We start from the raw sequence: 13,118 nt of genomic DNA, 5'->3' as shown, positions 1-13,118 counted from the left end.
AGGAACAGAATGTCGATTCAGTGTGAAGTGAAGTCAGTCGAGTCACTGGCGTGTAATACGTACCGTATCCTGCTGCAACCTAAGCAACAGGTTGATTTTAAAGCCGGGCAGTATTTGCTGGCGGTGATGGGTGAAAAAGACAAGCGTGCATTTTCCATTGCCAGCAGCCCTTGCCGCAGTGGCGAGCTGGAACTGCACATAGGTGCGGCTGACCACAATCCCTATGCTATGGAAGTGGTGGAAGCCATGCGTCAGGCGATGGAAGGCGGCAGGGCATTTGATGTCGAAGCCCCGTTGGGTGATGCCTGGTTGCGTGAAGACAGTAATCAGCCTTTGCTGCTGATTGCCGGCGGCACGGGCTTTTCCTACGTGCGCAGCCTGCTGGATAACTGCCTGAGCCGCGGCATGAAGCAGCCGATTTTTGTGTACTGGGGCGGCCGTGATGAATGCCAGCTGTATGCCCATGACGAGCTCGTTGCACTGGCTGCCAAGCACGCTAATCTGACTTATGTCCCTGTGGTAGAAAGTGCGCCACCAGCCTGGCAGGGCAAAGTGGGTAACGTGCTCGAAGCGGTGAATGACGATTTTGTCAGCCTGTCTTCTTATGACATTTATATCTGTGGCCGTTTTGAGATGGCGGGTGCTGCCCGTGAACAGTTTACGGCTGAGAAAGGGGCCGATCGCGAGCGGATGTATGCCGACGCTTACGCCTTTATCTGATTGTTGCTGGTAAAAAGAAAAGCCCCTGGCATCGTGGATGTCAGGGGCTTTTTTATACAGGCGGGAAAAATTATCAGGCGTGGGCGGCCGCGACGCGGCGCTTGACCCAGGTTTCATTGACCCACAGCGACAGCAGGATAATAGCGCCGCCCACGATCAGACGCGGGTAGTCGACATCCCGGTTCCAGATCACGAGGTTAACGATAAGACCCGCCGGTACCAGGGCGTTGTTCATGATAGCCAGCGCCCCGGCGTTTACCAGGGTTGCTCCCTTATTCCAGATGAAATAGCCCAGACCGGAAGCGACAATACCCAGATACACCAGAATGCCCCATTGGGTGTCGGTGGTCGGCAGTTTTTCTGTGTTGCCGAACAGTAAAAACATCGGCAGGGCCACGCAGACGGCACCGAGATAGAACAGGCCAAATACCGTGTGCTGAGGCAGATCGGCCTGCTCTTTTTCCATGATGACTTTGTAACCCACCTGGCCGATGGCAAAGCACAGGTTAGCCCCCTGCACAATCAGGAAACCGAGCACAAAGTCTTCATTGATGCCTTCGAATTTGATGACGGCGGCGCCTAATACCGCAATGACGGCGGTGATCAGATACCAGGCCGAAAAACGGCGCTGCAGCAAATCATAAATGAGGGTGACATAAATGGGGGTAAAAATGGTGAACAGCAGCACTTCCGGCACCGACAGGTAAAGGAAAGACTGGTAGTAAAAGCAGTACATGATGCCGAGCTGAAAAGCACCCACCACCATGAGTTTCAGTGCCAGCTTGACCGTCAGGTGCTGACGACGCAGAAACGGCAAGAATACCAGGGCGGCCAGTGCCACCCGGGTCAGTACCGAGAACCAGGCATCAACCTGCCCGGCCAGATAAACCCCAATCAGGCTGAAGGAAAACGCCCAGAGCAGCGTAATCGCAGTTAAGTATCCCATTTGACATGTCCTTTGAATTTTGGCCGCCTAGTGTAACCGAAATTCAGTGATAGCCAATGAGAGGCTGGTCTGTCCTGATCAGGCACTGGCTGGCGTTCACAGTGGCCAGCCAGGATAGTTATCTGTACGGGGTGTGATCAGTGCAGCGGCACCATCAGTAAATCCACCGGGGTATGATTAATTAACTGTTTGGTCGAAGACAGAATTTTGCTCCAGAAATCCTGGTGGTGGCCGCAGATCATCAAATCAACATCAGACTGTTTGATGGTATTGCAGATCTCATCGCTCAGATCGCCGCTGCCGACAAAAGTATGAGTTACAGGATAGTTTGCTTTTTTAGCCAGATCCTGCAATTGCTCCTGGGCATTATCCGCCATGCGGTACTGGGCTTCGGCCATGTTGATATCAATCAGGCCGGTATACAGCTCGGCATAGTTGGTATCTATGTGGATCAGAGACAGCTTGGCCCCCAGTTTCTCTGCCAGCGCAGCCCCTTTACTGACCAGAATGTGACTGTCTTCAGATAAATCAACCGCAACCAGAATATGTTGATAGGTCATAACCCGCTCTCCTGTAAGGTTTTTTATATGCTAGCATGGCGTATGGGTAAAAAATGCCGTGCTGATCGCATTGCTTACGCTAACGGAAAATTCTGTGACACGTTAGGTAAGCAGTTGGATCGTTTTGGGATTTTTATTGCTTACCGGCAGGTTAAGCATGATACCTTGTCGTATGAGTTGCAAACTCAGTTATGCATAGTGACAATGTGTTTATTACACTTGATTAGGAAGGAGTAGTTCGATGCTTGCTCAAGCAATGGTTGAGAAACTGAATGAACAAATCAACTTGGAGTTCTTTTCATCCAACCTGTACCTGCAGATGAGTGCATGGTGCGAAGATAAGGGCTTTGAAGGAGCGGCAGAGTTCCTGCGCATTCATGCAGCAGAAGAGATGCAGCACATGCAACGTCTGTTTACCTATGTCAGCGAGACGGGTGCATTGCCGATTCTGGGTACGATTGAAGCACCGCAGCATGAGTTCAGTTCACTGGGTGAAGTGTTCCGCGCCACTTACGAACATGAGCGACTGATCACTGAGCGTATTAACAAGCTGGCACATGTGGCGTTTACCACTCAGGACTACTCAACGTTTAACTTCTTACAGTGGTATGTTTCAGAGCAACACGAAGAAGAGAAATTGTTTAAAGGTATTCTGGACAAGATCGAACTGGTGGGTGAAGACGGCAAAGCCTTGTTCTTCATTGACAAAGATCTTGCCGCCATGGCGAAGCAGGAATCCAGCTCTGTCATGGGTCAGCAGGCCGGCTAACAGGCTCTGGGAAATGCACGGCGGCGCCCCTTTCCGAAAGTGCGTCGCTGCTGTTTGCACCCCCCAACCCTTCCCGGCCAGCAAAGAACCATGGTCGTTGTTCGGAGGGTGTTATGTTTAGTGGTGATGCAATTCTGATGGCCCTGTTTCTGGTGGCTGTAGTCAATATCTCTCGTTATGTCAGCACGCTGAAAACCTTACTGGTGGTGATGCGTGACTGTGACCCGCTGCTGTACCAGCAGGTAGACGGCCGGGGCTTTTTCTCCTCCCAGGGGAATGTGAACAAGCAAATCCGGCTTTTCCATTACATCCGCAGCCAGCAGTACCATAAGCACCACGACGAGCTTTTCATGGCCAAGTGCGACAAGGTACGCAAGCTGTTTGTCCTTGCCAGTACCAGCCTGATGGTGTTCCTGGTTTCTATCTTTGTCGTCGCTTATCTGGGAATTTGATCGATTATTGCCGACAGATTTGGTAATCCGCCCGCAGACGGGTAAAATACGCGCACTTGAAAAGGATGCCAGGTAATGCATGTCATTACCGCATCCTTTTTATTTTGTCGCTGAGTCGGATTGCGGATAAGAGAATGGCAGAAAAGTTTGATGTAGTGATTATCGGTGCTGGTGCCGCCGGGCTGATGTGTGCCGCCGAGGCCGGTAAACGCGGCCGCTCTGTGCTGGTGGTTGAACACGGTAAAAAACCGGGCCGGAAAATTCTGATCTCCGGCGGCGGTCGCTGTAACTTTACCAACTATGATGTGACGGCCAGCAACTATGTCTGCCGCAACCCGCACTTTGCCAAATCGGCGCTGGCGCAGTACACCCAGTGGGACTTCATCGCCATGATCGCCAAGCACGAAATTGCCTACGAAGAGCGGGATCACGGCCAGCTGTTCTGCCTCGATTCGGCCAAAGACATCGTCGAGATGCTGCTTAAAGAATGCGACTTGCCGACGGTACAACAGCGTTATCGCAGTGATGTCCTGGATATCAGTAAAACCGACAGCGGCTTTAGCCTGAAAATCAACGCAGACACAGTATCCTGTGAATCTTTGGTGATTGCCACCGGCGGTCTGTCGATGCCCAAGCTCGGCGCCACCCCGTTTGGCTATCAGGTTGCCGAGCAGTTCGGCCTGAAAATGATCCCGACCACGGCCGGCCTGGTGCCTTTTACTCTGCATGTCGAAGACAAAGACGCTTTTGCCGATCTGTCCGGTATCGCGGTTCCCGCTGTGGTGACAGCCGCCGACGGCACCAGTTTCAAAGAAAATATTCTGTTCACCCACCGCGGTCTGTCCGGCCCGGCAATTTTGCAGATCTCCTCGTACTGGAAGCCGGGGCAGGCGGTTTCTATCGACTTGCTGCCGACCCTCAGCCTCGACGACACCCTGCAGGCGATGCGCGACAAACACCCCAACCAGAGTCTGAAAAATTCGCTGTCCCGATTGCTGCCCAAACGCCTGGTGGAAGCCATGATTGAGCGTGGTGATCTCGAAGATAAACCGCTCAAACAGCTCAACCCGAAAGAGGTTCAGGCACTGCACGACTATTTTCACCAGTGGCAGATCGCCCCCAACGGTACCGAAGGCTACCGCACCGCCGAAGTCACTCTGGGCGGCGTCGATACCGACGGCCTGTCGTCGAAAACCCTGGAAGCCAAAACCGTGCCCGGCCTGTATTTCATCGGCGAAGTGATGGACGTCAGCGGCTGGCTCGGCGGCTACAACTTCCAGTGGGCCTGGAGCTCCGGCTTTGTCGCCGGCCAGCATGTGTAAGTTGCGCTGTATTGAATGCCTTGAATGAACAAAGCCCCGCATCGCGGGGCTTTGTTCTATAAGGACATTTTCAGGGTTATATAAATAACCAGGGCATTTCGATAACTAGTATTACTTAAATACAATAAAGCGATTAATACTGGGTTCGCATACCGCACCACTTAAGTTTTCACCGTCAATATTAATTTTGACATGTTTATCTGTCATGAAAGCAGCAATTATTGAGTTAATCATTACTTCCTAATTGTTCTTTGTGCGAGGGATGATAAAACGATTGCTATTATCGCAATTACTTAATTCCTTATTGGAATAGTCTTAGGTTGTGATAACTAACCCATTACCTGCGGATACATCGAGTGTATCTGTATTATCGCAGGGCAGGGGTTAGCTTTAAGGGGGACGAGATGAGATTGTTAGAATTCTACGCCTATTAAGTTTTTATAATGGACTCAACATTCATCTTTTGGTTTTGCGACTTAGCTCACCTTTTGTAACCGAGTGCAAGTAATAAATTGTTTACTGTTTGAATCCGTTTATTATATTGCCTGCCTAAAAAGTAATACACGGATTACCAATCTATCTGTTCTTCTTTATCGAGAGAGTAAGATGAATAACTTGTCTTGGTCATCTGTTTCGTGAACATGTCATAGTGAAGGGAATTGAGTGGTCACTCAAAACAAAGCGTTTTCGGTCAAAGCCATTTCGGTAATAGTCATTATTGTTTTACTCATTATCGTACTCACGGGTGGCTATTTTCTGTTGTTGGCGAAGCCGGAAACCAGTAAGGCTGGGCAAGCTCAGGACATAACAGTTAACGTGAAATCAGAAAATGATCTTTCTGAATCTCCTTTGAGCGAAGATGCGAGCTATCCATCACCCGTACAGCAGTTGCAGCAAACTGTGGCTTTCGGTCTGGTGAATCAGGATGCGCCGGATTTACCTTTATTAAAAGGCGAGTTAGCCCAATTTTCGCAAGATAATATTAAAGATGGCGAAGTGGCTGTAGATATCGGTCAAGCAAGTGAGCTGCACGATTTGAAACAGCGGCTGGAAGCCTTAAATACAGTGCTATCAACTAAAAATTCTAACGAATAAAACTATCAGTTTGCAGGTAATAATAATGAAATACGGACGTTCTCACCGTCTAATGGTCAATTTTTTGACTATCCATGCATGTTTCCTCATGGTGCTGTCGCTGGGTTTAGCGCCAGCTGAGGCTTTGGCGCTCACTTCTGGCCACGGGAAAAGCATCGTACTCAGCGGGGAATATCAAACCGCTGGCGGTGAAGCCACGTATTCATTACCCATCGCTGTAGCGCCAGGGCGCGCCGGGCATCAACCGCAACTCAGCTTTGAATACCGCAGTAATAGTGGTAATGGTCCGCTTGGTGTGGGTTGGCATCTGAAAGGTCTGTCTTCTGTTTATCGTTGTGGTAAGAATCTTGCGATTGATGGTGCCTGGGGAGGTGTTAATCTCGATGCCAGCGATCAATATTGTATTGATGGTGAACGTTTAGTCGCGGTTAACGGTAAGCCTGGTGGCGATCAAACAGAATATCGCACTCACATTAACGATTACCGCAAGATTGTATCGATTGGTAAGCAAGGCAGTGGTCCTCAGTACTTTAAAGTCTGGACGAAATCCGGGCAGGTGTTTGAGTATGGTGTGTCCGGTGACTCAAGAGTGGAATTACCCGGCAAGTCAGATGTCTATAAGTGGTCGTTGAACAAGCTGACAGATAAAACCAGAAGGAATGCGATTACGTATACCTACTCGGAAGATAATGCGGCTGGCACCCATAGACTGAGCACTGTGAATTACGTCGGTGGATCGATTGCGATCAACTATGACTCTCGTACTGATAAAACATTTTCATATCTGAAAGGCAGCAAGCTCAACCAGTCTTACAGAATAAAGTCCGTTGTTACCAAGAATAGTTCGGGCAGTGAATTTGCCACGTATAAACTTTCTTACAAGTATTCTGAGGGAACACAACGTTCTCTACTTGATAAAGTAGAGCAGTGTGTCGGTAGCACGTGCAGTACGCCAGTGGCTTTCTCATGGCAGATGAAGTCACAGCCAAGCTATCAATCGACAAAAGCAATATTCCCTGGAGACATTGTTGAACATAAATTCTTTGATGCTGAACGGGATGGAAATGTAGAAATATTAGCACTTTCTAACAATAGAAAGACTGTATACACCAACAGTGATGCAAAGAAAAAAATCAGTGGGTGGGGATATTTTTATTCTAACCAAAAAGATGCGACATGTCATGACTTTGCTGTTTCTGATTGGGATGGCAACGATATACCGACATTTAGATCATTTTGCGCATGGTCAAATCAAACAGCAGACAGAACGAAGCCTTTTGGCTCAATGATTGCTTACCATTACGGCAGTGGCAAGAGTAAACCTTTTTTTACTGCTAACATTGGTAAGGTAGGAGATTGGCCGTGGGCAAGTGGTACTAAATATCCTCTTGATAAAAATGGCAATGGGATTTTTAAAGAAGAGGTAATTTGTATTGGTTGCCAATATCATGATTTCTATAATGATGGAAAAAATGACGAGTATTTGAAAGATACTGGTGGAAAAATTGAACTATATAAGAATGATAAGCTCATTCAAAAAATAGCAGATGATTCGCAAATTAGAGAAGTGATCGATCTGAATAATGATGGCTATTTAGATATTATTGTCTCTAAAAAAGATTATATAAGAAAGGTCAAAGAACAAACCGGTTTGCAAGATCGTATTGCTCAAGGAATGGCAGGTCAAGACGTTAAAATATACTATTTCGATGGTGTTAAATTTCAACATCAGAAATCACTATCCGTAAAATATCATTATAGAGTCACGGAAAGTAGAAATACAACATGTGGTGGCAGTGATGGTAGCGCATGTACTGAGCATACATATGCTTATGTCCCTAATGGTTTGTCAGTAGCAGATTATAACGCTGATGGTTATTTAGATATACTTTACAGTGACTTAGTTTACCTAAATAAAGGTGGGTATATATCTTCGGCGACAGTAAAAAATAATTTTGGAAAATTATCGCCTAGATATATTGAGAATGCACGTAATTTAACTAATCTGGCTGATGTGAATAGTGATGGCTGGCCTGACTTTGTTACTGCTAAAAATATAAAAAGAACAAATCCTTTTGCTCAAGATAAAATTAAAGTTATACAAGAGTATGGTGTAGATTATTCGATAGCTTATAAACCTGCATCAGATACCTCTGTTCACACGCAGAAGAAAGATTTTAAATATCCGGTTGTAAATACAACACCTGGTCGTTATCTAGTGTCGGATGTTGTAAAGACTCCTCGTGGTTATGCCAAAACCACTTATAACTATGTGTATGAAGGTGCGAAGTCTCACCGGGAAGGTTACGGATTCTTAGGTTTTGCAAAAGTTACTGAGACGGAAAATGGCGACGTTAAAACAGTACGTGTAACTGAGTTTGAAAATACGGATCCAATAAAAGCCGGGAAAATAAAAAGCATCACCGTATTTAAAGACGGCAAGAAGGTATCCTATTCTAAGAATGATTATAAAAGTGTAGGAAAAAGTAATGTTTATCAGGTTTATGCCAACCGATCAGAATCAGTGCAATATGATTTGCACAACACCTCTTTAATTACTAAAAGAGAAGTTATCGCACGGACGCTTGACGTTTTTGGCAATGTGACCGAAGAGAAAACAACTCTGTTGGGCACTGATGAGCATGCCGGTAATTTTACTCAGACGATCAAGAATGAATATTTGTCTGTTGGCTCATTACAAAGTCATTTAGTTTACGATGTAAGTACGTTTAGTGGAGTGACTGCAGCGACTTTATCTTCGTTTAAAGCCGGCATGCAAAAATACTGTGGCTCAGACGGTAAGGCTTACTTTAAACCCAGTGATTTTGTTATTCTGATTCATGGTGATGTTTCAACTCCGATCGTACTGGAAAAATACAACAGTTATTACCGTTACGATGGTAGCAGTTCTTCGACAAATGCATTTGGCGTGACAACCTATACCGGTAACCTGACCGCTATTTCCGCTTCTGCTTTTAATAAAGTCTCGCCAAAAGCCTGTGGTGGCACATTTGTATTTAAGAATGTCAATAGTGACAGTGATGCGGAACTTTCATCCAGTTCCAGAACTGTGTCGCAATTGATTACTGAAGTTGGTGACAGATACTGGCAAGTAGGTGCGCTGAAATCGACCCAAACCACCTTGCAAGATGTCAAAACGGGTCTGACACGTACGGTTAAGAATGAATTTGATTACACATCCAATGGATTGATACGTTCATCAACGACCACTGCGTCAGATTACGAAGCGGGGTCGACAATTGGCCTGGCCAGCAAATTCCTGACCAAAAATTTCAGTTACGATTCCTGGGGAAATCTGACCAAAGAAGTGGTATCTGGCACAAACGTGGCAGAACGCGAAACTGTCACGTTGTACGATAGTGCGGGCTTATTTGTCGATCGCATGATCAATGCACTGGGCCATGAAACGGATGTGTCTTTTAACCGAGATGGTGTGCTGGCATCCAGTACGAATCCGCAAGGGCGCAAACAAAGCTACAGCTATGACGCATTTAACCGACTGAAGCTGGAAACACTGCCCGGTGCAGGTAATACGGTGTCTTACACTTACACCCTGAATGAAACCTGCCCTCACACGACATCTAAAACGGTGTCATGTTCTGTGACCAAAGCCGCTGCCGGTAGTGAGGTAGTCACTCAGTACGATTTTGCCGGCCGGGAAATTCGTCGATTGCATAAAGCCTTCAACGGCCAGTTTGTGGTGGTGGATACGGTATGGGACCGTAATGGCCGCAAAGTGAAGATCACCCGGCCTCAGTTTGTCTTAAACAATGCTGCAGCGCCTTACGTGACCATTGCTTACGATGCGCTGAATCGTGAAATTAAAAAGTCGGAACCTGCCAGCAATGGCGGGCGTGCGGAATTCACCACGGTTTATCACGGCTTAACAACCACAGTCACGGATGCACGCGGCTTTAAGCACAGCACAGTACAAAACCTGCTGGGTCACATACTGCAGAAAAACGAACCGGAAGGTGCCTCGCAGAGTTATACCTATTATCCGGACGGTTTGCTGCGTTCCTCAACCGACTCGGCCGGCAATAGCACCACTGTTCGTTATGACAATCTGGGCCATCGTCGTTCTCTTGATGATCCGGACTTAGGAAAGTGGACATACATTTATAACGCCCTGGGTGAGCTGGTTGAAAAGCAAGACGCCAATGGCGTTACGACAACGGTGACTTACGATAACCTCGGCCGTAAAACCAAGCAGGTAGAGGGTGGCAATACCTCTTACTGGGTGTATGACACACGACTGACGGGTGAGTTGTCCTACTTTGAAGGCTATGGTAACCGGACCGACTATTACTACAACGCTGCCGGACTGACTGAAGAAGTTGCCGTCCAGACCGGTGGTGAAAAATTCAGCACCCATTATTTTTACGATAAGTATGAACGTGTCAGCCGTGAGGTTCGCCCTAATGGTGTCGACAGCTCTGCTTTGGGGATAGTGAATCAGCTCAGCGATAAAGAAAATACCCTGGATCGCCTGGCCGTTGAGTACATCTATAATCCACAGGGTTATATGTCTGCGGTTCGCAGTCCGAAAACGTACGCGGATGAAGCCTTCACCAGCGCCAGTTTTCGTGAAGAAATTAAGGCACTACTGACTCAAGCAAAAATCCAGGCCATGCAGTATGTGGCAACGGCTGAGAAGTATGCCACCCGTGAAGCCTTCTTTAACGAAAAGGCAGCAGAATATCAGAAAAAAACTGTAAACATCCGGAATCTGGATGCTTCTTCGGCCGGGCTGCTAGGTAGCGGTTATCGCTTCAAGCAATGGTGCGACAGTCAGGGGCAGTGTTATCTGCGTCCGGCGACCTGGGTCCTGCTGCATGATGATATCAGTGTTCCCTTAGATATCACCTTAGGTGAAGCGGTGTACCAGCTAGAGACAACGTTAGCTGGCACCAGCGGTGGCAAGCGTAATTACAATGCCACGGTTCATAAGTTCACGAAAGCGGACTTTGACAAACTCTCACTAAAGGCTTCTGACGACCTGATTTTGGCCGACTATGATGGCAACGGTCACAAGGATCTGATGAGCAATCGGGATATTTACGCGGCACACGCCGATGGTGAAACCCGTGAGGAACTGCTTTTTACCGCAGAAGATCTGGCTGAAGCAGCGCGTATTTCAGGGCAGCGTTACAAATTCTACACCGATCTGGCGAGTGATTTAACGGCCTTGGCTGAGCGTGTGGCTGATCTAACGGGTCTCTACTGCGACTACGCCAATCAGTTAGGTGGCCAGCAAGTACAGCACGCGGCAGGCAGCCGATGTGCGAAGACGCAGCAGGTGGGTCAGGCGGATCATCTCAACGCCATTTTGACGCAATCAGAACTGGCAGAATCTGCCGGTAATGCGGCTTATGTGTATTACTGGCAACGCCGCGATACCGATGCGTTTGATCATACGCTGGCAGAAACCCTGGGTAACGGGCTGGTAAACACCTACAGCCATAACGCAGCCACCGGCCGGCCGGATTACATCGTAACGCACAAGAGTGATGCGCTGTTTAATGCTGCGTTGCCGGGCGCCAAAGGTAAAGGCAGAAACGTTCGCTTCCTGCATTACAAATACGATAATCACAACAATGTGGTGTACCGTAACGACAGTGAACTGGGTATCACCGACAGTTATGACTATGACGGTCTGGACCGGGTGACGAGCAATCGTATCGTGCTGGACACGCCTGATCTGCACGGACCGGATAACCCTGATTTTGCCGGCCCGTTCCATTTCAGTTACGACAAGCTGGGTAATATCACCTCGAAAACAGGCGTGGGCAGCTACAGCTATAGTCAACACAATGCCGGCTCTCACGCAGTGACACAGGCAAATGGTCTGACGTATCAGTATGACAGCGCAGGTAACATGGTGCGCGCTTCGGCAGGCAGCACGAGCACACCAGAGCGCGTGATTGAATGGAGTGCCTTCAACAAACCAGTGAAGATTTCGCGGGACAATCACACCGTCGAATTTGTCTACGACGCCAACCATAACCGGTATCTGAAAAAATCCAGCGATGGTAAGCAAACGGTTTATGTCGGCAATCAGTATGAACGTATCATCGACACCAAAACCGGCCAAGTACAGCATCAGCACTATATCTATGCTGATGGTAAACTGATTGCGCTGAACACCCAGTTTAAAAATGCAGAAAACAAACTGGAAAACAAACAGACACGTTACCTGCATTACGATGCACTGAATTCCATCGACATGATCACCGATGGTTACGGCTTGATTGTAGAGCGTCGCAGTTATGATACCTGGGGGAATAAGCGTTCAGTCCAGTGGCATGTGAGCGGACCCCAAACGATTCTGCAGTCCGCGATAACGAATCGTGGTTACACAGGCCACGAGCATATCGAAGAAGTGGGTCTGATTCACATGAATGGCCGTGTGTATGACCAGGAGCTCGGCCGCTTCCTGAGCGCAGACCCGTTGATCCAGTCACCTTATGTCACGGGTAGCTTCAACCGCTATACTTATACATGGAATAACCCACTGAAGTATATCGATCCAACCGGTTTTGAGACGGAGGAAAGTTCCGAGGCGGGAGGTGATAATAACTCTAGCGCTGCTCACAGTAATGGAAAATATACTGAGACAATGACTGTAACCGGCACCAGAGTTCATGATTTCAGTGGGGAAAGAAGAGGTCAGAGGAAGCATCAATTTAAGCCCATTGAAAATCGGTTTGTGTGGGGTAATGAAAACTTTGTCAATCAGTCCACGGAGGCAGAGAAACAGGAAGCTGTAGTCGCGCTTATGTCTGTGGTACCCGTTGCTAGAGGCGCTTCGCTTATTGCTCGAGGAGCAGCTTATGCTGCAGAGAGGTTCGCTAATTTTCGCCGAGTAAAGCAGTCTTTAAATGCTACCGCGAAGGCAGTGGAGAAAGTTGATAACAAGGTTGAAAAGGCTGAAGAAAAGGTTACACAGAAAGCAGGATCTGCTGGTGTTGATCGAACTGGTAAGGTTTTTACTCAAAAAACCAAAAGAGAAATTGACGCAGAAAATGCAGCGCAAAATGGCGGTGTGAATCGTTGTACTAACTGTGATACTGAAGTTGTTCCTGCACAAAGACATCGGCGCGGTGTGACCCCACCAGAAAACGAGCGGCACAGAGATCACATCATCCCGAGATCTAAAGGTGGTGATGGCACGCTTGAAAATGGTCAAATTCTGTGCCGTAGATGTAATTTAGATAAGAGTAATAATTAGTA

At 47.7% G+C, this 13,118-nt stretch carries 8 protein-coding genes; 6 read left to right on the top strand and 2 right to left on the bottom strand.

Features of this window, described 5'->3' with window-relative positions; genetic code table 11:
- Window positions 1-9 precede the first annotated feature (9 nt).
- A complete protein-coding gene (gene fre / locus IFO68_RS11885; RefSeq protein ID WP_192016063.1) occupies window positions 10-720 on the top strand; it encodes an NAD(P)H-flavin reductase in 711 nt (236 codons plus the stop codon).
- A gap of 73 nt (window positions 721-793) precedes the next feature.
- Here the strand turns inward: fre and IFO68_RS11880 are convergent, their stop codons facing one another.
- Together IFO68_RS11880 and IFO68_RS11875 are read right to left on the bottom strand one after the other, a co-directional pair.
- On the bottom strand, window positions 794-1,666 hold the full coding sequence (locus tag IFO68_RS11880; RefSeq protein ID WP_192016062.1) for a carboxylate/amino acid/amine transporter: 873 nt from the start codon (window positions 1,664-1,666) through the stop codon (window positions 794-796).
- Between the two features lie 137 nt (window positions 1,667-1,803).
- Window positions 1,804-2,226, bottom strand: coding sequence for a universal stress protein (locus IFO68_RS11875; protein ID WP_027250492.1), 423 nt, complete (start codon window positions 2,224-2,226; stop codon window positions 1,804-1,806).
- A gap of 241 nt (window positions 2,227-2,467) precedes the next feature.
- On the opposite strand from IFO68_RS11875, the gene ftnA reads away from it, so the two are divergent.
- From ftnA to IFO68_RS11850, 5 genes are all read left to right on the top strand, one after another.
- Window positions 2,468-2,995 carry a non-heme ferritin gene (ftnA, locus tag IFO68_RS11870; protein ID WP_027250494.1) on the top strand — a complete coding sequence of 176 codons (528 nt, stop codon included), beginning with the start codon at window positions 2,468-2,470 and terminating at the stop codon, window positions 2,993-2,995.
- 113 nt (window positions 2,996-3,108) lie between these two features.
- The gene (gene uspB, locus IFO68_RS11865; protein WP_046220460.1) at window positions 3,109-3,447 is read left to right on the top strand and encodes a universal stress protein UspB; all 339 of its coding nucleotides are present in this window, start codon (window positions 3,109-3,111) and stop codon (window positions 3,445-3,447) included.
- Between the two features lie 134 nt (window positions 3,448-3,581).
- Complete coding sequence (locus tag IFO68_RS11860) at window positions 3,582-4,769, top strand: BaiN/RdsA family NAD(P)/FAD-dependent oxidoreductase (RefSeq protein WP_192016061.1); 1,188 nt, start codon at window positions 3,582-3,584, stop codon at window positions 4,767-4,769.
- Between the two features lie 663 nt (window positions 4,770-5,432).
- Complete coding sequence (locus IFO68_RS11855; RefSeq protein ID WP_192016060.1) at window positions 5,433-5,864, top strand: hypothetical protein; 432 nt, start codon at window positions 5,433-5,435, stop codon at window positions 5,862-5,864.
- 25 nt (window positions 5,865-5,889) lie between these two features.
- Window positions 5,890-13,116 (top strand): RHS repeat-associated core domain-containing protein, encoded by a 7,227-nt coding sequence (locus tag IFO68_RS11850; RefSeq protein WP_192016059.1) that lies wholly within the window; start codon window positions 5,890-5,892, stop codon window positions 13,114-13,116.
- Window positions 13,117-13,118: the final 2 nt, after the last annotated feature.

It is taken from the genome of Photobacterium arenosum (assembly GCF_014841115.1).
Lineage (GTDB): Bacteria > Pseudomonadota > Gammaproteobacteria > Enterobacterales > Vibrionaceae > Photobacterium > Photobacterium arenosum.
Note: the sequence above shows the minus strand (reverse complement) of the source record. Positions and strands in the feature narration are given on the sequence as shown.